Annotated in this window: 19 protein-coding genes; 11 read left to right on the plus strand and 8 right to left on the minus strand. The window is 67.0% G+C overall.

Features of this window, described 5'->3' with window-relative positions; translation table 11 throughout:
- Positions 1-4: 4 nt before the first annotated feature.
- From rplT to HHL15_RS10075, 6 genes are all read left to right on the plus strand, one after another.
- Entirely contained in the window at positions 5-364 is a 360-nt protein-coding gene (gene rplT, locus HHL15_RS10050) for a 50S ribosomal protein L20 (RefSeq protein WP_079434014.1), read from the plus strand.
- 72 nt (positions 365-436) lie between these two features.
- Positions 437-1,468 (plus strand): phenylalanine--tRNA ligase subunit alpha, encoded by a 1,032-nt coding sequence (pheS, locus tag HHL15_RS10055; RefSeq protein WP_169145626.1) that lies wholly within the window; start codon positions 437-439, stop codon positions 1,466-1,468.
- A gap of 3 nt (positions 1,469-1,471) precedes the next feature.
- The gene (pheT, locus tag HHL15_RS10060) at positions 1,472-3,850 is read left to right on the plus strand and encodes a phenylalanine--tRNA ligase subunit beta (RefSeq protein WP_169145627.1); all 2,379 of its coding nucleotides are present in this window, start codon (positions 1,472-1,474) and stop codon (positions 3,848-3,850) included.
- Between the two features lie 5 nt (positions 3,851-3,855).
- Positions 3,856-4,161, plus strand: a complete 306-nt coding sequence (locus HHL15_RS10065; protein WP_169145628.1) for an integration host factor subunit alpha — start codon at positions 3,856-3,858, stop codon at positions 4,159-4,161.
- On the plus strand, positions 4,148-4,525 hold the full coding sequence (locus HHL15_RS10070) for a MerR family transcriptional regulator (protein WP_169145629.1): 378 nt from the start codon (positions 4,148-4,150) through the stop codon (positions 4,523-4,525). Before HHL15_RS10065 ends, HHL15_RS10070 begins: the two co-directional genes overlap by 14 nt.
- A gap of 86 nt (positions 4,526-4,611) precedes the next feature.
- Positions 4,612-5,364, plus strand: coding sequence for a proteasome-type protease (locus HHL15_RS10075; protein ID WP_169145630.1), 753 nt, complete (start codon positions 4,612-4,614; stop codon positions 5,362-5,364).
- A 14-nt stretch (positions 5,365-5,378) separates the two neighbouring features.
- On the opposite strand, the gene rsgA is transcribed toward HHL15_RS10075, so the two are convergent.
- Positions 5,379-6,272: a ribosome small subunit-dependent GTPase A gene (rsgA, locus tag HHL15_RS10080; protein WP_235943326.1), complete on the minus strand. Its 894-nt coding sequence runs from the start codon at positions 6,270-6,272 to the stop codon at positions 5,379-5,381.
- Entirely contained in the window at positions 6,269-7,522 is a 1,254-nt protein-coding gene (locus HHL15_RS10085) for a M48 family metallopeptidase (RefSeq protein WP_169145631.1), read from the minus strand. The genes rsgA and HHL15_RS10085 overlap by 4 nt, the downstream gene beginning before the upstream one ends.
- A gap of 96 nt (positions 7,523-7,618) precedes the next feature.
- On the opposite strand from HHL15_RS10085, the gene orn reads away from it, so the two are divergent.
- A complete protein-coding gene (gene orn / locus HHL15_RS10090) occupies positions 7,619-8,164 on the plus strand; it encodes an oligoribonuclease (RefSeq protein WP_169145632.1) in 546 nt (181 codons plus the stop codon).
- A 4-nt stretch (positions 8,165-8,168) separates the two neighbouring features.
- On the opposite strand, the gene zapE is transcribed toward orn, so the two are convergent.
- Positions 8,169-9,200 carry an AFG1/ZapE family ATPase gene (gene zapE, locus HHL15_RS10095; RefSeq protein ID WP_169145633.1) on the minus strand — a complete coding sequence of 344 codons (1,032 nt, stop codon included), beginning with the start codon at positions 9,198-9,200 and terminating at the stop codon, positions 8,169-8,171.
- Between zapE and HHL15_RS10100 the strand changes: the two genes are divergently transcribed.
- Positions 9,199-10,161, plus strand: coding sequence for a LysR family transcriptional regulator (locus HHL15_RS10100; protein ID WP_235943327.1), 963 nt, complete (start codon positions 9,199-9,201; stop codon positions 10,159-10,161). The two genes, zapE and HHL15_RS10100, sit on opposite strands and share 2 nt — an antisense overlap.
- A gap of 332 nt (positions 10,162-10,493) precedes the next feature.
- Here HHL15_RS10100 and HHL15_RS10105 read toward each other — a convergent pair whose 3' ends face one another.
- Positions 10,494-11,129: a 3'-5' exonuclease gene (locus HHL15_RS10105; protein WP_169145634.1), complete on the minus strand. Its 636-nt coding sequence runs from the start codon at positions 11,127-11,129 to the stop codon at positions 10,494-10,496.
- Positions 11,126-13,036 carry a DUF294 nucleotidyltransferase-like domain-containing protein gene (locus tag HHL15_RS10110; RefSeq protein WP_169145635.1) on the minus strand — a complete coding sequence of 637 codons (1,911 nt, stop codon included), beginning with the start codon at positions 13,034-13,036 and terminating at the stop codon, positions 11,126-11,128. The genes HHL15_RS10105 and HHL15_RS10110 overlap by 4 nt, the downstream gene beginning before the upstream one ends.
- Positions 13,037-13,187: 151 nt before the next feature.
- On the opposite strand from HHL15_RS10110, the gene HHL15_RS10115 reads away from it, so the two are divergent.
- Complete coding sequence (locus tag HHL15_RS10115; protein WP_169145636.1) at positions 13,188-13,865, plus strand: alpha/beta hydrolase; 678 nt, start codon at positions 13,188-13,190, stop codon at positions 13,863-13,865.
- Positions 13,866-13,918: 53 nt separating this feature from the next.
- Here the strand turns inward: HHL15_RS10115 and HHL15_RS10120 are convergent, their stop codons facing one another.
- Both HHL15_RS10120 and HHL15_RS10125 read right to left on the minus strand, forming a co-directional pair.
- Positions 13,919-14,368, minus strand: a complete 450-nt coding sequence (locus HHL15_RS10120) for a MaoC family dehydratase (RefSeq protein WP_169145637.1) — start codon at positions 14,366-14,368, stop codon at positions 13,919-13,921.
- Between the two features lie 37 nt (positions 14,369-14,405).
- Positions 14,406-15,305, minus strand: a complete 900-nt coding sequence (locus tag HHL15_RS10125) for a LysR substrate-binding domain-containing protein (protein WP_169145638.1) — start codon at positions 15,303-15,305, stop codon at positions 14,406-14,408.
- A 168-nt stretch (positions 15,306-15,473) separates the two neighbouring features.
- On the opposite strand from HHL15_RS10125, the gene HHL15_RS10130 reads away from it, so the two are divergent.
- Positions 15,474-16,988 (plus strand): acetyl-CoA hydrolase/transferase family protein, encoded by a 1,515-nt coding sequence (locus HHL15_RS10130; protein WP_169145639.1) that lies wholly within the window; start codon positions 15,474-15,476, stop codon positions 16,986-16,988.
- 215 nt (positions 16,989-17,203) lie between these two features.
- Here the strand turns inward: HHL15_RS10130 and selD are convergent, their stop codons facing one another.
- Positions 17,204-18,253: a selenide, water dikinase SelD gene (gene selD / locus HHL15_RS10135; protein ID WP_169145640.1), complete on the minus strand. Its 1,050-nt coding sequence runs from the start codon at positions 18,251-18,253 to the stop codon at positions 17,204-17,206.
- Positions 18,254-18,283: 30 nt separating this feature from the next.
- Between selD and mnmH the strand changes: the two genes are divergently transcribed.
- Positions 18,284-19,336 carry a tRNA 2-selenouridine(34) synthase MnmH gene (gene mnmH / locus HHL15_RS10140; protein WP_169145641.1) on the plus strand — a complete coding sequence of 351 codons (1,053 nt, stop codon included), beginning with the start codon at positions 18,284-18,286 and terminating at the stop codon, positions 19,334-19,336.

Raw genomic sequence — 19,336 nt, forward strand, 5'->3', positions numbered from 1 at the left:
CGCAATGCCCCGAGTTAAACGCGGTGTAACCGCACGTGCCCGTCACAAGAAAGTCCTCGATCAAGCCAAGGGTTACCGCGGCCGTCGCAAGAACGTATACCGCATCGCCAAACAGGCGGTGATGAAGGCGGGCCAATACGCCTACCGTGACCGTCGTCAGCGCAAGCGCCAGTTCCGCGCTCTGTGGATCGCCCGTATCAACGCCGCCGCGCGTGAAGTCGGTCTGACCTACAGCCGCTTCATGAACGGCCTCAAGAAGGCCTCCATCGAAGTGGACCGCAAGGTGCTGGCCGACCTGGCCGTTTTCGACAAGCCCGCTTTTGCGGCGCTCGCCGAACAAGCCAAGGCCAAGCTCGCTGCTTAAGCTCAAGCAGCACGAAAAAAGGAGGCCTGGCCTCCTTTTTTTTGTCCTGAACCCGGGATAAGACTGAACACAATGGATCAACTGGATCAACTCGTCACGCAGGCGGAAGCCGATTTTTCCGCTGCTGTCGACGCCGCTGCCCTGGAAGTCGCCAAGGCGCGTTACCTGGGCAAGGCCGGCTCCCTCACGGAGCTTCTCAAGGGGCTCGGCAAGCTCGATCCGGAAGCGCGCAAGAGCGCCGGCGCCGAGATCAACAAGGCCAAATCCGCCATCGAGGCCCTGCTCAATGCCCGTCGCGATGCCCTGCAGCGGGCCGCTCTCGAGGCCCAGCTGGCCGCCGAGGCGCTGGATGTGACCCTGCCCGGCCGTGGCCAGGGGGTCGGTGGCCTGCACCCGGTGGTGCGTACCCTGGAGCGTGTCGAACAGTTGTTCCGCTCCATCGGTTTCGATGTGGCCGAAGGCCCCGAGATCGAGACCGACTTCTACAATTTCACGGCATTGAACACCCCGGCCAATCACCCGGCCCGTTCGATGCACGACACCTTCTACCTGGAAAACGGCGAGGGCGTGCTGCTGCGCACCCATACCAGCCCGGTCCAGATCCGCGCCATGCAGGCCCACGTGGAGGCCTACAAGGACCGTGACACCATGCCCGAACTGCGCATCATCGCGCCGGGCCGCGTGTATCGCGTGGACTCCGACGCCACCCATTCACCGATGTTCCACCAGGTTGAAGGCCTGTGGGTTGGCGAATCGGTGAGCTTTGCCGACCTGAAGGGCGTGGTGGCCGATTTCCTGCGCAGCTTCTTTGAGAGCGATGATCTGCAGGTGCGTTTCCGTCCGTCCTTTTTCCCGTTCACCGAGCCGTCCGCCGAGATCGACGTAGCCTTCATGAGCGGTGCACTGAAGGGCCGCTGGCTGGAAATCGCCGGCTGCGGGATGGTGCATCCCAATGTGCTGCGCTTCGGCGGCATCGACCCCGAACGCTATACCGGTTTTGCTTTCGGCATGGGGCCCGACCGGCTCACCATGCTGCGCTATGGCGTCAATGACCTTCGCCTGTTCTTCGAAGGCGATCTCCGTTTCCTCGGTCAATTCAGGTAAGCCATGCAATTCTCAGAACTCTGGTTGCGCAGTTTCGTCAGTCCGGATCTCGATTCGGATGCGCTGGGGCATTTGCTCACCATGGCGGGGCTGGAAGTGGAAGAGCAGGACGGCGTGGCCGCCGTGTTCTCCAAGGTGGTGGTCGCGCAGATCATCGAGGCCGAAAAACACCCCAACGCCGACAAGCTGCGCGTCTGCAAGGTCGATGCGGGGCATGGTGAACTGCTGCAGATCGTCTGCGGCGCGCCCAATGCGGCCGCTGGCATCAGGATTCCCTGCGCGCTGGTGGGCGCCGACCTGGCCGGTTTCGGCATCAAGGCGGCCAAGCTGCGCGGCGTCGAGTCCTTCGGCATGCTGTGTTCGGCCAAGGAACTGGGTATCTCCGACGAAAGCAGCGGTCTGCTGGTGCTGCCCGAGGATGCTCCTGTCGGTACCGACCTGCGGGACTACCTCGCCCTCAACGACACCCTGTTCACGATCAAGCTGACGCCCAACCGCGCCGACTGCCTCAGCCTCAGCGGCATCGCCCGTGAAGTGGCGGCCCTCACCGGCCAGCCGCTCAGCCTGCCGGCCTGCGAGCCGGTGGCGGCGGTGCTCGGCGACAGCCGTGACATCGTGCTGGATGCTGCCGAGGCTTGCCCGCGCTATTCCGGACGCATCATCCGTGGTGTCAATGCCAAGGCGCCGACGCCCGAATGGATGAAGCAGCGCCTGGCGCGCAGCGGCATCCGTTCCATCAGCGCGCTGGTGGACGTGACCAACTACGTGATGCTCGAGCTCGGCCAGCCGCTGCACGCCTTCGACGAGGCGAAGCTGAGCGGGGCGATCCACGTGCGTTTCCCGAAGGCCGGTGAGCAGGTGCTGCTCCTCAATGGCCAGACCGTGACCCCGGCCGCCGACACGCTGCTGATCGCCGACGAAACCCGGGCCCTGGCCCTCGCCGGCATCATGGGGGGCGAGGATTCCGGCATCACCCTGGACACCACCGACCTGTTCCTCGAGAGCGCCTTCTTCGCCCCCGATGTCATCGCCGGTCGTGCCCGTGCCTATGGTTTCTCGTCGGATGCCTCCTATCGCTTCGAGCGGGGTGTGGACTTCGCCTTGGCCGGTCCGGCCATCGAGCGCGCCACCCGCCTGATCCTCGACATCTGCGGCGGTCAGCCCGGCCCGGTGGTCGATGCAGTGGCGGCCGGCAAGCTGCCCCGGCGCGAGCCGATCCGCCTGCGTGCGGCCCGCGTGCGCCGGGTGCTGGGCATTGCGCTCAGCGCCGATGAAGTGGCCGGCATGTTCGGTCGCCTCAACTTGCAGGTGGCACGCGAAGGGGACGATTTCGTCGTGACCCCGCCGTCCTACCGCTTCGACCTGGAGATCGAGGAGGACCTCATCGAGGAGATCGCCCGTCTCCACGGCTACGACAACATCCCGGTGTGTGCGCCCAAAGGCCCCATCAGCATGCTGCCGCGCCCCGAGGCGAAGCGCGACACCATGTTCGTGCGCCGTCTGGTGGCGGGGCGCGAGTACCAGGAGGTCATCAACTTCGCCTTTGTCGAAGAAGCCTGGGAGAAGGATTTCGGTGGCAACGCCGACCCGGTGCGCCTGGCCAACCCCATTGCCAGCCAGATGAGCGTGATGCGCTCCACCCTGATCGGTGGCCTGGTGGCCAACCTTGTGACCAACCGCAAGCGCCAGACCAACCGTGTCCGCGTCTTCGAGATCGGCCGCTGCTTCGCCAAGGACCCTGCCGGCAAGCCGGTGGAGGGCTACTATCAGCCCGTGCGCATCGCCGCCCTGGCCGGTGGCCTGGCGAGGCCCGAGCAATGGGGCGAGAGCAACCGCAACGTCGATTTCTACGACGTCAAGGCCGACCTCGAAGCCCTGCTGTTCCCGCGTGTGGCGGAGTTTGAGCGGGCCGCTCATCCGGCCCTGCACCCCGGTCGGTCTGCCCGTGTGCTGCTGGATGGCCGTGCCATCGGCTTCATCGGCGAACTGCACCCGGTATGGGTCCAGAGGTATGAACTCGGCACTGCGCCGGTGGTTTTCGAGATCGAACTCGACGCCCTGCTGGAAACGCGTACCCCGGCCTACCGCGAGGTTTCCCGCTTCCCGGCGGTGACCCGTGACCTGGCCCTGGTGGTGGATCAGCAGGTGTCTGCGGCGAGCCTGCTGAGGGGCCTGCAGTCGGTTGCCCCGGCCATCGTCCAGCATATCGAGCTGTTCGACCAATACCAGGGCAAGGGTATCGAGCCGAACCGGAAAAGCCTTGCTTTCCGCGTAGTTATGCAAGAAACTCAGCGGACTCTTGAGGATGCCGAAGTGGATGCCGCGATGATTGCCCTGACCCGTCACGCCGAGGACAGCCTCGGTGCGAAATTGAGGGCCTGATCATCATGAGCATGACTTTGACCAAGGCCGAACTCGCCGACATGCTCTTTGAGCAGGTGGGTCTCAACAAGCGTGAAGCCAAGGATATGGTGGAGTGCTTCTTCGAAGAGATCCGCCTGGCGCTCGAGCGCGGCGATTGCGTCAAGCTCTCGGGCTTCGGCAACTTCCAGTTGCGCGAGAAGCCCCAGCGTCCCGGGCGCAATCCCAAGACCGGCGAAGAAATCCCTATTACTGCCCGGCGTGTGGTGACTTTCCACGCCAGCCAGAAGCTCAAGGCGAACGTGGAGCAACTGAGCGATGTCGCAAAGTGATATACCGGCGGCGGCCGAGCTGCCTCCGATCCCTCTCAAGCGCTACTTCACCATCGGTGAGGTGAGCGAGCTGTGCGGTGTCAAACCCCACGTCCTCCGTTACTGGGAGCAGGAATTCACCCAGTTGCGGCCGGTCAAGCGGGGCGGCAACCGGCGTTATTACCAGCACCATGAAGTGCTGCTGATCCGCCGCATCCGCGAGCTTCTCTACCAGGACGGCTTCACCATCTCCGGTGCGCGCAATCGCCTGGATGACATGGCTGCCCGCAAGCGCGAGGATGTCGAGGAATCCGCCGGGCTGCGCGATCAGCTGAGCGCGGTCCGCAACGAGATCCGCTCCATCCTGCAGCTCATCCAGAACTGAATCCTTACGCCCGGTCCAGCGGGCGTGCCCGAACCAATCCTGGGCGGTACCTGACAGGTACCGCCCTTTTTTTGCGAGCTGTTTCCATGACCTACTGCGTCAGCATGCTTCTCGATGCCGGTATGGTGTTCCTGTCGGACTCCCGTACCAATGCCGGTGTCGACCACATCAATACCTTCCGCAAGATGAGCATCTTCCAGCGCCCCGGTGAGCGGGTGATGGTGCTCATGAGTTCCGGCAACCTGGCCATCACTCAGCAGCTGGTGTCCATGCTGCGGGAGGTCATGGCCATCCAGGACGGGCGTGAGAACCTGTGGACTGTGCCCAACATGTTCGAGGCGGCACGTCACGTCGGCGAGATGCTGCGCGAGGTGTACCGGCGGGATTCCGAAGCCCTCAACAACTTCGGCATCGACTTCACCGCGGCGCTGATCCTCGGCGGACAGATCGGCAATGAGCAGCCGCGCCTGTTCCATGTGTACGCGGCCGGCAACTTCATCGAGGCGACCCCCGATACCCCGTATTTCCAGATCGGCGAATCCAAGTACGGCAAGCCCATCATCGACCGGGTGGTCAAGCGTCACACCAGCCTGGACGAGGCCGCCAAGCTGGCCCTGATCTCCATGGACTCGACGATCCGTTCCAACCTGTCGGTCGGCGTGCCCCTAGACCTGGCGATCATCAAGACCGATGAGCTCAAGGTGTCCTCGCACATCAGCATCGATGCCAAGAACGAGTACTTCGCCATGATCCGCAACCGCTGGAGCGAGGCCCTGGGCCACGCTTTTGACGAACTGCCCAACCCCGACCTGCTCGGCAAGGGCGATCTGAGCCTGTAAGGCGCCGGGCTTACTTACCAGCCCTGGGCCTGACGCCGCCCGTTCTCGCATTCCGCCCGGAACTGCAGGAACTGGCGCAGGCGGCGTCCTTCGATCTCGCCGCGTTCCGCCGCCTCGCGCAGGGCACAGCCCGGCTCCGAGTCGTGGCGGCAGTCGCGGAAGCGGCACTGCCCCGCATAGGGGCGGAATTCCTTGAAGCTGGCCTCCAGGGCCTCGTTGTCCAGGTGCACGAGGCCGAAGGTCTGCATGCCGGGACTGTCGATCAGGCCACCGCCTTCCGGCAGCGGATAGAGGCGGGCGAAGGTGGTGGTGTGCTTGCCCGTATCCAGCACTTCAGAGATCTCGCGCGTCTCGGCCCGGGCTTCCGGGATCAGGGCATTGGTGAGGGTGGACTTGCCCATCCCCGACTGGCCCACCAGCAGGCTGGTCTCGCCGACCAGGAGGCTGCGCAGCGCATCCACATTGTCGAGTGCCGACAGTTCCAGCACCGGATAGCCCAGCCTGACGAAGGATGCCAGGCGGCTGCGCGCATCGGCCAGGCCGGCCGGGATGTCGGTCTTGTTCAGCACGATCAGCACCTTCAGGTGCTGGCTTTCCGCCGCGCACAGGCAGCGCGACACGAACTCGTCGCTGAAGCTGGGTTCGGTGGCGACCACCATCACTACCTGGGTGGCGTTGGCGGCGATCAGCTTCTGGCGCCAGGCGTCCGAGCGGTAGAGCAGGCTGCTGCGCTCCACCAGCTTGTCGATCACGCCCTGGCCGGGGCCGGTGTCGGCCACCTGGACCCGGTCGCCACAGGCAAACATGCTTTTCTTGCCGCGGGGGACGCACAGCAGGATCTCGCCTGCGTCGGTGCGAACCTCGTACTGCCGTCCGAAGGCGGCGATCAGGGTGCCGAAAGTTTTCAACGTGTACTGCCCTCGAGCCGCGCGATACGGATGGCTGCCGGTGGATGGGAGTCGTAGATACTGGAATACAGCGGGTCCGGCGTCAGGGTCGAGGCGTTGTCCCGGTACAGCTTGACCAACGCCCGGACCAGATCCGGGGCTGGGGCCTGGGCGGCGGCGTAGGCATCCGCCTGGAACTCATGGGTGCGCGACCAGCGGCTCATCAGCGGGGTCAGCGGGAAGGTGAACACCGGCAGGGCCAGGGCGAACAGCACCAGGGTGGCCGCCGTGCCGCCGGCCTGCATGCCCAGGCCGGTGAAGAACCAGTCGGTGGCCGAGACATGGCCGAGCAGGGCGAAGAAGGCCAGGCTGCCCGCACCGATCACCGCCAGGCGCTTCCACAGGTGGTGGTGATGGTAGTGGCCCAGCTCATGGGCCAGCACGGCCTCCACCTCGGCCGGGTCGAGCTTGTCCAGCAGGGTGTCGAAGAAGACGATCCGCTTGGCCGCGCCGAAGCCGGTGAAGTAGGCGTTGCCATGGGCCGAGCGCTTCGACCCGTCCATCACATAGAGGCCCGACAGGCGGAAGCCGCAGCGGCTCATCAGGCCCTCGATGCGCTGGCGCAGGGGGCCGTCCTCGAGGGGCTTGAACTTGTTGAACAGCGGGGCGATGAAGCTCGGGTAGACCAGCAGCACCAGCAGGTTGAAGACCAGCCAGAAGCTCCACACATACAACCACCAGAGCTCGCCCATGGCCTCCATCAGCCACAGCACGCAGGCGATCAGGGGCAGGCCGATGACGGCCGACAGCAGGATGCCCTTGAGGGCATCGGCGACGAACAGCCCCGGGGTCAGCCGGTTGAAGCCGAAGCGCGCCTCCAGGCCGAAGCTGCGATACACCGTCAGGGGCAGATCCACCAGCCATGACACCGAGGCCACCAGGGCAACGAAGACGAGGCCCTGCGGCAGGCTGCCGGCAGCGAAGAAGCGGACGCTCACGTCATGCAGCGCCTGCAGCCCGCCACCCAGGGTGAGGGCGAGGAGGAGGCCGGCGGAGATCAGCAGGTCCACCATGCCGGTGCGGACCCGCGCCACCGTGTAATCGGCGGCCTTCTGGTGGGCATCCAGCCCGATGCTGTCCGCGAAGGCGGCGGGTACCTGCCCGCGGTGGGCCGCCACGTGGCGGATCTGGCGGCCGGCCAGCCACAGGCGGGTCAACAGGCCGGCGACGAGGGCGAGCAGGAAGAGGGCGGAGAAGCTGCTTGGGCTCATCGAAGGGGCTCGGGGGAGGGCGTTGAGAGGCGACGGGCGAGTGAGGGAAGGTGGCTTCAGCGTAGAATCGCGCCTTTACCGAAAAGCGAGCCGATTATGGCACAGGACCAGAATCACCTCATCTGGCTGGACATGGAAATGACCGGCCTCAATCCCGACAGCGACCGCATCATCGAGATGGCCATGGTCGTCACCAACGGCAACCTCGACATCGTGGCCGAAGGCCCGGTTATCGCCGTGCACCAGCCCGACGCGGTGCTCGACGGGATGGATGAATGGAACAAGAACACCCACGGCCGTTCCGGCCTGATCGACCGGGTCAAGGCTTCCACCATCGACGAAGCCCAGGCCGAGGAGATCTACCTCGAGTTCATGAAGCAGTACATCCCGTCGCGCACCTCGCCGATGTGCGGCAACTCCATCGGCCAGGACCGCCGCTTCATGGCCCGCTACATGCCGAAGCTGGAAGACTGGTTCCACTACCGCAACCTGGACGTGTCCACCCTCAAGGAGCTGGCCCGGCGCTGGCGTCCGGATGTGTACAAGGGCCTCGAGAAGAAGGGCGCCCACCAGGCCCTGGCTGACATCCACGAGTCCATCGCCGAGCTGCGCTACTACCGGGACAACTTCCTCAAGGTCTGATCCTTCAGATGCGGCACAGGGCCAGCAGGCGGCTGCGGCTGCGGGCCAGGTCCTTGCCCAGCAGGGCGGCCAGCTCCGGCGCAAGGCCAGAGAAGCTGGCCGCGACAGAGGCCCGGGCCGTGACGGCCAGTGGCAGGCGGGCCTCCCAGGCCGCATCGAGGAACCACACCAGGCGGCGCAGGCTGTCCATGTGCTCGCCCGCCAGCCGCGGAAAATCCAGGATCAGCAAGGCTTGCCGCTCCGTTGCCAGGCTGGCGTAGTCGCCCGGCCCGCGGGCCTGGCGGAACAACGCATCGAAACCGGCTTCACGCCATCCTTCGCTCCGCCCCTCCCGCCAGGCGCCGCGCCGTGACTCCGGCCTTGCCGCAGGCGCCCCCAGCCACCAGCGCGGGGGCGCCTCGGCAGCCAGTCCTTCCCGATAGTCCCGACCCCCATCCACCCGCAACAGCGTGCACTGCTGCTCCAGCCAGGCGGCCAGCGGCGTGTAGTGGCGTGCCTGCTCGCGCAGGCGCGGCAGATCAGGCCACAAGGCCGCAGGAGGATGGTTGGCGGTAAGGACACAGCCCATCCCCCGGGCCAGGGCGCTCTCGAAGACACGCAGCAGGATCAGCGCATCGGCACTGTCGTAGGCATGAAACTCGTCGAGCAGCAGCACGCGGGCCGTGCCGAACAGGCTGTTCATGCGGTGCTGCCAGTCGCCGCCCGCCACCGCGCTGCGATGCACCGCCGCCAGCAGCTCGGCCACATGAAGACGCCGTGCCTGCGCCGGCCCCAGGGCGTCACCCAGGGTGTCCAGCAGGCGGGTCTTGCCCCGCCCGACCCCGCCCCACAGGAACAGCCCTGCCGCTTGGCCGGAGCCCGGGGTGTGCTTCAGCAGCGCGCTGCCCAGGCGGGCCAGATGGATCAGGGCATTGCACTGATCCGGGTCCGGCAGGTGTCCGCCGGCACGGAAGCGGGCATCGAGTTCGTCGAGCAGGGCAGAGGCCTTGCCGGGATGGCCCGGCGTGCCACGGAAGAGGAGCGGGAGTGCGAGCATGGCTGCATTCTGGGCGGCGGCTTGGTATAACACCAATGCCGATTTCTCAAACCACCCATTCCTCACCGGTATGGTTTCCCTCCGACAGATCCGCTACCTCCTGGCCATCGCCGACACCGGCAGCCTCACCGCTGCCGCCGCGCGCCTGTATGTGGCCCAGCCCGCCCTCAGCCGCCAACTGGCACAGACGGAAGAGGCGCTGGGCTTTTCCCTGTTCCGGCGCGAAGCCCGCGGCGTGTGCCTGACGCCCGCCGGCGCCCTGTTTCTCGAGCGCGTCCGGGGCCTCGCCGGGATGCTGGACGACGCCGTGGATGACGCCCGCCGCCTGGAGCGGGGCGAGGTGGGCGTGCTGCGCCTGCTTCACTCCAGCTCGGTGCCGGTGGCCGGCCCCCTGCTGGCGGCGCTGCAAGCCTTCACCGCAGCGCTGCCGGGCGCCCGGGTCGACCTGGATCGCGTCTCGTCAGAGCTGCAGGGGGTGGAGATCCTGGCCGGCCGGGCCGACATCGGCGTGGCCCGTCTGCCCGTGCTGCGCCGCAGCCCCGAGCTGGTGCAGCGCCCGCTGCCCGCCGAACGCCTGTGGGTGGCGCTGCCGGCCCATCACCCCCTGGCGGCGGAGGCCGGCCCCTTGCCCCTCGAGGCCTTGCGTGACGAACGCTTCGTCTCCGCCGTGCATCGCGAACGTGGCGGCCTGGCCCGGCGCGTCACCGACCTGTGCCTGGAGGCTGGCTTCGTCCCCGGCTCCGCCGCCGTCCAGTCCCGCAAGACTTCGATGCTCGCGCTCGTCGCCGCCGGCTTCGGGGTGGCGGTGATACCCGCCTGCATGCGCGACATGCTGCCCGCGGGAGCCGCGCTGCGCCAGCTTGCCGGGCCTGCGGCCCTTGCAGAAGCGGCCATCCTCCTGCCGCCGGAGGCGTCGCCGCTGGCATTGAGGTTTGCGGGGATGCTGGAGGCGGGGTGGTAGGGGCGTTCCGCGGGGAGATACCGGATTGGGCCGCGGTATGAATACAAATGGGTATGGTGTTGATAAACGCCATACCCATTTCTTTTGAAGCGGGCGTCTACGAAGGATGCAGAGCCGTCTACATGCTTGCAAGCGTCGTCAACATTGCATGTAGACGGACCAACATTGAATGTTGACCGGTCAACATTCAATGTAGACCAGGCAACATTGAATCCAGCGGCGTCAACTTAAGGAACATCGTCTTCTGCATGCCATGTAGACGCGTCTACATGCTTCATCGGACGTGCTGGGAAGCATGCAGCCGGTGATTGTCGGCTGCTTGCGCTGCCTCGCTAGCTCCCGCGCAGCCATTTGCGGCTGCTCTGCGCGTCCAGCAGTTCCCGTGGGCTGCCGAGGCCTTGCTGTTTGGCGCGGGCGAGGGCCACCTGGTGGAGTTGGGCGACGGCGAGGGCTTCGAGGAGGGCGTCGCGGTGGTCGAGGCGTTCGATGCCGAAGGCGCCGAGCCAGGCGTCCATGCGTGCCTGGCCGGCGATGCGCTCGGGGTAGAGGCTGGGCATCAGCACCATCAGGTCGAGCCAGTCCAGGGGCGGGATGCTGCCGAGGTTGTTCTCGAAGGCGCGTTCGAGGGTGCCCTGGTTGAAGGGCGCGTTGTAGACCACCACCGGTGCCTTGGCGATGAACTTGAGCAGGGCGGCCATGGCGCCGGCAGGGGCGCTGCCGAGGCGGGCCTGGAAGGCATCGCCGGGGTGCAGGAGGCCCTTGTTGATGGCCACCGCGCCCACCGCCAGCAGGCGCTGCCCGCCGCCGTCCATCGGGCCGGTCTCGGTGTTGACCACCACGTAGCGGGTCTCGTAGTGGGAGCGGCTCAGGTCGGGCGTGGGTATGGCCGCTATGGCTTCGAGCGTGCTGCGCAGGGCGGGGTCGAGGGCCGGGCCGCTGCCGGGCAGGAGTCGGGAGAGCCAGTTCATATCTGGTAGTCCAGCTTGAGGCGGAGCTGGATCTTGCGGGCCTGGCGGAAGGCTTCCTTGAGGATGCGCCGGTCGAGCTCGTTGAGGTCGTCGGGCTTGACCCGGTTGTCGCCGGATGAGCCGTGGTCGGTGTCGAGGTGCTGGTGGCGCAGGCGCAGCAGCTGGATGAAGTGGAAGCCGTCGGCCATGGCGGAGAGCTCTTCGGCGGGCATGCCGATGCGGCTGCCGGCCTGGCGCAGGCGCTGGGCGGTGCTGGTGGCCTCGACACCGGCCCGCAGGGAGAGCACCCGGGCCGCGTCGACGAACAGGCGGGCGCCGAACTTCTTGAGGTCGATGGTGCCGGGGTGGCGCGGGTCGTCGTCGGTGACGAAGTCGCGGATCTTGCCCAGCGGCGGGGATACGTCGAGGGCGTTGGCAGCCATCGCCTTGAGGAAGGCGGGGGTGCCGCCGGTCATCGAGAGCAGCCAGTGGCGCAGGGTGTGAGCCAGCTTCTCGTCGCCGTAGAGCACCCGGTAGTCGAAGAAGATGGTGGCGTTGAGCAGGGCCTCGGGGTGGGGTTCGCGGATCCAGCTGCCGAACTTTTCGCGCCATTCGTCGAAGGTCAGGCACAGGTCCGGGTTGCTGGCCATGATGTTGCCTTCGCACAGGGGGAAGCCGCAGGCGGCCAGGTCGTTGTTCACGTCCCGGGCGAATTCCAGCAGGCGCAGCTTGAGGGGTTCCTTGTCGGCCCATTCGGGCAGCACGTAGATGATCCCGTTGTCCTGGTCGGTGGACAGGGTCTGCTCGTGGCGCCCCTCGGAGCCGAAGGCCAGCCAGGCGTATTCGACGCCGTAGAGGTCGTGGCGGTCGAGGTTGAGCTCGATGATGCGGCGGGTCAGGGCGTCGTTGAGGGCGGAGATGAACTGGGTCAGCTGCTCCGCGCCGATACCCTGGGCCAGCAGGTTGAGGGCCAGCTGGCGGATGTCCCGGCTGGCGCGCTGCAGGGCCTGCACGTCGGCGGCGCTCTCGATGCCGGAGCGGATCTGGCGCAGGCCGATGCGCTGCAGGGCGAACAGGTCGCGCTCGGAGATCACGCCCTTGAGCGTGTCCTCGGCATCCACCACCAGGATGTGGCGCACGCCGTGGGTGGCCATCTCGAGGGCCGCGTCATAGGCGCTGGCGTTGGCCTTGAGGGTGTGGGGCGGGGCGGTCATCACGTCGGCGATCGGCCGGGTCAGGTCGAAGCCGGGCAGCACGATGCGCTTGAGGATGTCGCTCTGGGTCAGCACGCCTACCGGCTTCCCGTCGTCGCCGGCGACGGCCAGGCAGCCCACGCCGGCTTCCACCATGCGCTCGAGGGCGGCGCGGGTGGCGAGCCCGGGGGCGACGGCGACCGGCGATTTGCTGATCAGCCCCGACAGGGGGGTGGTCATGGTCTGCTGCTCGGCCGCCCGCTGCGAAAACTGCACCTGCAGCTGCTCACGGGACTGGTTGAGCAGGCTGGCGATGTAGCGGGTGCAGAACAGCTGGAAGCTCGGGCTGAGCTCCTGCAGCTTCAGGAAGTCGGCGGCGGGCAGCTGGAAGCAGTAGCTGTCCTCCACCGCCAGGTAGCCGTTGGTGGAGGGCCGCCCGGCCGAGATGGCGCCGATCGGGAAGCCCTCGCCGGGGCCGAGGGTCAGGGTGGAGTATTCGGTGACCGCCACGCCGCCCGTCTGGCGCGCCTGTACCTTGCCGCGATAGACGATGTAGAAGAAATTGGGAGCGCCGTCGCCGGGCATCAGGATTTCGGATTCCGCCGGGTAGAAGGCGGTGGCCAGGCGCTCCCCCAGGAAGCGCAGCGCATCCGCCTCCATGCGGTCGAAGGGGGCGTGGCGGCGCAGGAAGTCCAGATGGGTGCGGATCAGGGTGTCGGCGGCGGTGTTATCCATAAGCAGGACCAGAGGCGCGGATCAAACGCCCGAATCTACTCCGGCGCTGCCGGGGTGTCATGATCTTGCGCAATAAATCGGCAATCTGCAGGATGTTGCAGTGCAGCTAGCGTCCGTTACAATCCTTCGAGACCCCCAACCGGAAAACGCCATGACCGCCACCATCCTGCCTGCCGTCGAGATCCAGACCGGCCCGTCCCCCACCCATGCGGTGATCTGGCTGCATGGCCTGGGGGCCGACGGTCATGACTTCGAGCCGGTGATCGACGAGTTCGACGCCGACCGCCTGCCCTTTACCCGCTTCGTCTTCCCCCACGCCCCGACCCGCCCGGTGACGATCAACGGCGGCTATGTGATGCGTGCGTGGTACGACATCGTCTCGTCAGATTTTTCCACCCGCCGCGAAGACCCGGCGGGCGTGCATGAATCGGCCGCCCAGATCGAAGCCCTGATCGCCCGCGAGAACGAACGCGGCATCCCGGACAGCCGCATCGTGCTGGCCGGCTTCTCGCAGGGCGGGGCGATCGCCCTGCACACGGCGCTGCGTCACCCCCGGCGACTGGCCGGCGTGCTGGCCCTGTCCACCTATCTGCCGCTGGCCGACACCCTGGCCGCCGAAGCCAGCGAGGCCAATGCCAAGACGCCGATCTTCATGGCCCACGGCCTGAGCGATCCGGTGATCCCCTGTGATTTCGGCAAAGCTTCCGCCGACCTTCTGAAGGCCGCCGGCTACCCGCTGGAATGGCGCTCCTACCCGATGGACCACTCCCTGTGCCTCGAGGAGGTGCAAGACCTGGAGCTGTGGCTCGCCCACGTGATGTCGCGCTAGGGCTGTGCAGCGTGAGGGCTGGCTGAAGCCAGCCCCTGCGCGGTTCCGGTGTTTCAGCCGGGGCGGCGCTTGAGCATGTTGTTGCCGATGAAGCTCAGCACGGTCTCGCCGCGCTGGTTGACCGCCGCGTAGCGCAGGCGGGCAATGCCGCGGTCGGGCTTGGAGGTGGAGGGGCGGACCTCCAGCACCTCCACCTCGCTGTGCAGGGTGTCGCCCGGGCGCACCGGGGCAAGCCAGCGCACTTCATCGAGGCCCGGCGAGCCGATGCTGGATTCCTTGAAGATGCCGCTCTGGATGAACAGGCGGAAACACAGGGCGATGGACTGAAAGCCGCTGGCGATGAGCCCGCCATAGGGCGACTCGGCCGCCGCATTCACGTCCAGGTGAAAAGGCTGAGGGTCGTAGCGGAAGGCGAAGTCGATGATCTCGGCCTCGGTGAGGGTCAGGCCGCCGCTGATGAAGCGGTCGCCTACGATGAGGTCGTCGAGGTAGCGGTTTGTCATGGGGCTGTCTCCGTGAGGTTGGAATTGTCCGCGGAGTTTAGCCCATGGAGGAGGGCGCCAGCACCGTCTCGCAGACCGCCAGCCAGGCCCGCGCCGCATGGGACAGATAACGCCCCGGGGCGTGGATCAGTGCCACCTTCCAGCTGATCGCGGGTTCGGCGAGGGCCCGTACAGCCAGGGCTTCATCCGGCTGCAGGCGGGCCAGCAGCGGGGCCGGGATCAGGGTGGTGCCGAGGCCGGCTGCGGCCATCGCCACCAGGAAATCCCACTGGCCGCTCTGGGCCACGATCTGGGGTTCGGCACGTATCGCCCGGAAGGCGTCCCGCACCTGGCGGGTCAGCGAGAAGTCATCGGGCGGCAGGACCAGCGGTTCGCCGGCCAGTTCGGCCAGGTCGAGCCGGCTGGCGCGCGTCCACGCCGCTTCCCGGGGGCCGACCACCAGCACCGGATGGCTGCCCACGCCCAGCGTGGCCAGGCCGAGGGCGGGATCGGCCGGTAGCACGGTGACACCGGTTTCGAGCTCTCCGCTGGCCACTTGCTGTTCGATGACCTGCCCGCCGCTTTCCCGCAGGTTCAGGCTGACCTCGGGGTGCTGCTCGCGAAAGGCCTTCACCACCGGTGGGAAGAGCAGGTTGACCATGGGCGGCAGGCCGACGGTCAGCTCGCCCCGCGCCAGGGTGGTGAGATCGTCCAGCTCGCGCCCCAGCTCACGCATCAGGCCCAGGGCCTGCTGCCCCCGCTCGAACACCACCCGGCCGGCGTCGGTCAGGCGCAGCTGGCGCCCGTCGCGCAGGAGCAGGGGCTGGCCGAGTTCATCCTCCAGCTGGCGCAACATCTTGCTGACCGTGGATTGGGTGACGCAGAGGTGCTCGGCGGCCAGCGTGAAGCTGTTGCAGCGGACGGTTTCGACGAAGTAGCGGAGGGCGCGCAGGTCCATAAATCCATGAAAAAAACGACTTCCAGGGATTATTTTAAGTCATCCAGTGACTGAATTCCCGAACCTATACTCGTGCCCGGATTGACCCAGCGTCCATTCACCCAGGCGTCCATCAGAGGCGCACCCAGGGGCGTCAGACCCCAAGAACGAGTATCGGAGAAAACAGCAATGCCCATGGATCGCATCCGTCTTGCCCGCCTGCGGGACCGCATCATGTCCCCCGAAGCCGCCGCCGAACTGTTCCGCGACGGCATGACCGTCGGGATGAGCGGCTTCACCCGGGCCGGTGACTGCAAGGCGGTGCCCTTCGCACTGGCCGAGCGGGCCGCCCGCGAACCCCTGCAGATCACCCTGATGACCGGCGCATCCCTGGGCAACGACATCGACAAGGTGCTGGCCGAAGCCAATGTGATCAGCCGCCGCATCCCCTTCCAGGCCGACCCGACCCTGCGCCGCAAGATCAACGCGGGGGAGGTCAAGTTCATCGACCAGCATTTGTCCGAGACCGTCGAGCAGCTGCGCTCCGGCCAGATCGCGCCGGTGGACATCGCCGTGGTGGAGGCCACCGCGATCACCGAGAACGGCGGCATCGTGCCGACCACTTCGGTGGGCAACTCGGCGAGTTTCGCGGTGCTGGCCAAGAAGATCATCGTCGAGATCAACCTGACCATGCCCCTGGGCCTGGAAGGGCTGCACGATATCTATATTCCCACCTACCGGCCGCACCGCCTGCCGATCCCGCTGATCTCCCCCGAGCAGCGCATCGGCCTGCCCTACATCCCGGTGGATCCCGAGAAGATCGTCGCCATCGTCATCACCGAAAAGGCCGACAGCCCGTCCAATGTGCTGCCGCCCGACCGGGAGACCAATGCCATCGCCGGCCATCTCAACGAATTCCTGTTCCACGAGGTGAAGGCGGGCCGCCTGTCGACCTCCCTGCAGCCGCTGCAGGCGGGTATCGGCACCATCGCCAACGCGGTGCTGCACGGCATGCTCGATTCGCCTTTCCGGGACCTGCGCATGTATTCGGAGGTGTTGCAGGACAGCACCGTAGAACTGCTCGACGACGGCCGCCTGAGCTTTGCCTCGGCCTCGTCGATCACCCTGTCGAAGAGCGCCTACGAGCGGGTGCTGGGGCAGATCGAGCGCTACAAGCAGCGCCTGGTGCTGCGCCCCCAGGAGATCTCCAACCACCCGGAAGTGATCCGCCGCCTGGGCCTGATCTGCATCAACACGGCGCTGGAGTGCGACATCTACGGCAACGTGAACTCGACCCACGTGGGCGGCACCCACATGATGAACGGCATCGGCGGCTCCGGCGACTTTGCCCGCAATGCCCACCTCGCGGTGTTCGTGACCAAGTCGATCGCCAAGAACGGGGCGATCTCCAGCATCGTGCCGATGGTGTCCCACGTGGATCACACCGAACACGATACGGACATCATCGTCACCGAACATGGCCTCGCCGACCTGCGCGGCCTGGCGCCCCGTGAGCGGGCCCGCCAGATCATCGAACATTGCGCCGATCCGCTGTACAAGGATGCCCTGCGCGACTACTTCCTGCGCGCCAGCCGCCGCGGTGGCCATACGCCGCACCTGCTCCAGGAGGCTTTTGCGTGGCACCAGCGCTACGAGCAGCACGGCGCGATGCTGGCGCCGCAGCAGGAGGTCGTGCCGGCCTGATCCAGGCGCCGCTTCAGCTTCTGCCCCAAACCGGAGCGCGCGCAGGCCGCGCTCCCGGCTCCTCCGACCCTCGAAAGTGCCCTTCGATCCGGAGTCCGCGTCTTACGCCTGCTTGCTTCCCCCAGGCCGCCCGCATTCCGTGCTTCTCTCCCCGTGGAATGCGGGGCGGGCCCTGGCCTCGTCAGTCTATCGGCAGGCCGGGGTGTGTTTGCCGCTCAGGCCGTCACCTTGACCTGCGCCGGGCCCTGGGCCATCCGTCCGATCACCGCCGCTTCGCCGAAGCCTCCCTGGCGGAAGATCGCCAGCACGTTCTCCACCGCTTCCGGTGCGCAGGCCACCAGCAGCCCGCCACTCGTCTGTGCGTCGGCCATCAGGCTGCGTTGCCAGGTCTCCACGCCGCTATCGAACTGCACCGCATCGCCGCAGCTTGCCAGGTTGCGGCCGATGGCACCCGGGCCGATGCCGTCCCGGGCGAAGGGGATGGCCGCCGGAATCAGGGGCAGGGCGGACGCACTGACCTGCGCCTCCAGGCCGGCACCCCGGCACAGTTCCAGCAGGTGGCCGAGCAGGCCGAAGCCGGTCACGTCGGTGAGGGCGTGCACCCCGTCCAGCGCCGCCAGGGCCGGGCCCGGGCGGTTGAGGCGGGTGGTGGTGGCGATCATCTGGGCATAGCCGTCGGCATCGAGCAGCCCCTTCTTCATGGCCGAGCCCAGCACGCCCACCCCCAGCGGCTTGCCAAGGATCAGCACGTCGCCGTCGCGGGCATCGCGGTTGCGCTTGATGGTGTCCGGGTGGGCCAGCCCGAGGGCGACCAGGCCGTAGATCGGCTCGGGGGAGTCGATGCTGTGCCCGCCCGCCACCGGAATGCCCGCTTCGGCGCAGATGCTCGCACCACCGGCCAGGATGCGCCCGATGACCTCGACCGGCAGGGTGTTGATGGGCATGCCGACGATGGCCAGGGCCATGATCGGCGTGCCGCCCATGGCATAGACGTCCGACAGGGCGTTGGTGGCGGCGATGCGCCCGAAGTCGTAGGGGTCATCGACGATGGGCATGAAGAAATCGGTGGTGGCGATCAGGGCCTGCTGGTCGTTGAGGCGCCACACGGCCGCATCGTCGGCGGTCTCGGTGCCGACCATCAGGTTGGCGAAAGGCTGTGCGGCCGGCATGCTGGCCAGCATCTCGCTCAGCACGGAGGGGGCGATTTTGCAGCCGCATCCGCCGCCGTGAGACAATTCGGTGAGCCGGAGTGTTGCATTTGTCATTTTCTATCCTGTCGATCGGTCGTCTTGTCCATGTTCCCCCATCCTTCCCATTTCTCCGCGAGCGTTGATCAGCTCGGCGAATTCGACACCATCATCGACGTGCGTTCGCCGTCGGAGTTCGCGGAGGATCACGTGCCGGGCGCCATCAATTGCCCGGTACTCAATGACGAGGAGCGGATCCGCGTCGGCACGCTCTACAAGCAGGTGTCGCCCTTCGAGGCGCGCAAGGTGGGGGGAGCCTTGGTGTCGCGCAACATAGCACACCATCTCGAGACCCGCTTTCTGTCCATGCCCAAGGGCTGGAAGCCGCTCATCTACTGCTGGCGCGGTGGGCAGCGCAGCGGGGCGATGACCCTGGTGCTGAGCCAGGTGGGCTGGGCGGCGCGGCGCCTGGAAGGGGGCTACAAGACCTTCCGGCAGCGGGTGCTGGAGGACCTCGAAAGCCTGCCCGCCCGCCTCGACTTCCGGATCCTGTGCGGCCCGACGGGCAGCGGCAAGACGGCGCTGCTGGATGCCCTGGCCCGGGAGGGTGCGCCGGTGCTTGACCTCGAAGCGCTGGCCTGCCACCGGGGGTCGGTGCTGGGCGGCGGGGTGTCGGGTTTCCAGCCGGGGCAGAAGGCCTTTGAAACCGGGCTGTGGAGCGTGCTGCGCAGCCTGGAGCCGGGCCGGCCGGTGTGGGCTGAATCCGAGAGCCGCCGGATCGGCCGGTTGCATGTGCCGGGTACGCTGTTCGAGCGCTTGCGCGACGGCGCCTGCGTGCGCATTGAGGCTCCTCTCGACGCGCGGGTGGCCCATTTGATGGAGTGCTATGCCGACCTGATCGGCGAGCCGGCGGCCTTCAAGGCGGCCCTGGAGCGCCTGGTGCCCCAGCATGGCCACGAAAGGGTGGGGGCCTGGCAGGGCATGGTGACGGAGGCCAGCTGGGATGCGCTGGCCCGTGCCCTGATTGTGGACCATTACGATCCGGCCTACCGGCGCGGTGGCGAGGGCCTCTACAGGCAGGCTGGCGACGCCAGCTCTTTGAGCCTTGAATCCCTCGAACCGGCCGCCCTGGCCCGGGCCGCCAGGCAACTGGCGGCCTGA

Source organism: Zoogloea dura, from assembly GCF_012927165.1.
In the GTDB taxonomy this organism is placed as follows: Bacteria; Pseudomonadota; Gammaproteobacteria; order Burkholderiales; family Rhodocyclaceae; genus Zoogloea; species Zoogloea dura.

Excerpts from the sequence above, each read along its gene's own strand:
- rplT (WP_079434014.1), top strand. The coding sequence starts at position 5 with ATGCCCCGAGTTAAACGCGGTGTAACCGCACGTGCCCGTCACAAGAAA.
- pheS (WP_169145626.1), top strand. The coding sequence starts at position 437 with ATGGATCAACTGGATCAACTCGTCACGCAGGCGGAAGCCGATTTTTCC.
- pheT (WP_169145627.1), top strand. The coding sequence starts at position 1,472 with ATGCAATTCTCAGAACTCTGGTTGCGCAGTTTCGTCAGTCCGGATCTC.
- HHL15_RS10065 (WP_169145628.1), top strand. The coding sequence starts at position 3,856 with ATGAGCATGACTTTGACCAAGGCCGAACTCGCCGACATGCTCTTTGAG.
- HHL15_RS10070 (WP_169145629.1), top strand. The coding sequence starts at position 4,148 with ATGTCGCAAAGTGATATACCGGCGGCGGCCGAGCTGCCTCCGATCCCT.
- HHL15_RS10075 (WP_169145630.1), top strand. The coding sequence starts at position 4,612 with ATGACCTACTGCGTCAGCATGCTTCTCGATGCCGGTATGGTGTTCCTG.
- HHL15_RS10085 (WP_169145631.1), bottom strand. The coding sequence starts at position 7,522 with ATGAGCCCAAGCAGCTTCTCCGCCCTCTTCCTGCTCGCCCTCGTCGCC.
- orn (WP_169145632.1), top strand. The coding sequence starts at position 7,619 with ATGGCACAGGACCAGAATCACCTCATCTGGCTGGACATGGAAATGACC.
- HHL15_RS10100 (WP_235943327.1), top strand. The coding sequence starts at position 9,199 with ATGGCTGCATTCTGGGCGGCGGCTTGGTATAACACCAATGCCGATTTC.
- zapE (WP_169145633.1), bottom strand. The coding sequence starts at position 9,200 with ATGCTCGCACTCCCGCTCCTCTTCCGTGGCACGCCGGGCCATCCCGGC.
- HHL15_RS10105 (WP_169145634.1), bottom strand. The coding sequence starts at position 11,129 with ATGAACTGGCTCTCCCGACTCCTGCCCGGCAGCGGCCCGGCCCTCGAC.
- HHL15_RS10110 (WP_169145635.1), bottom strand. The coding sequence starts at position 13,036 with ATGGATAACACCGCCGCCGACACCCTGATCCGCACCCATCTGGACTTC.
- HHL15_RS10115 (WP_169145636.1), top strand. The coding sequence starts at position 13,188 with ATGACCGCCACCATCCTGCCTGCCGTCGAGATCCAGACCGGCCCGTCC.
- HHL15_RS10120 (WP_169145637.1), bottom strand. The coding sequence starts at position 14,368 with ATGACAAACCGCTACCTCGACGACCTCATCGTAGGCGACCGCTTCATC.
- HHL15_RS10125 (WP_169145638.1), bottom strand. The coding sequence starts at position 15,305 with ATGGACCTGCGCGCCCTCCGCTACTTCGTCGAAACCGTCCGCTGCAAC.
- HHL15_RS10130 (WP_169145639.1), top strand. The coding sequence starts at position 15,474 with ATGCCCATGGATCGCATCCGTCTTGCCCGCCTGCGGGACCGCATCATG.
- selD (WP_169145640.1), bottom strand. The coding sequence starts at position 18,253 with ATGACAAATGCAACACTCCGGCTCACCGAATTGTCTCACGGCGGCGGA.
- mnmH (WP_169145641.1), top strand. The coding sequence starts at position 18,284 with ATGTTCCCCCATCCTTCCCATTTCTCCGCGAGCGTTGATCAGCTCGGC.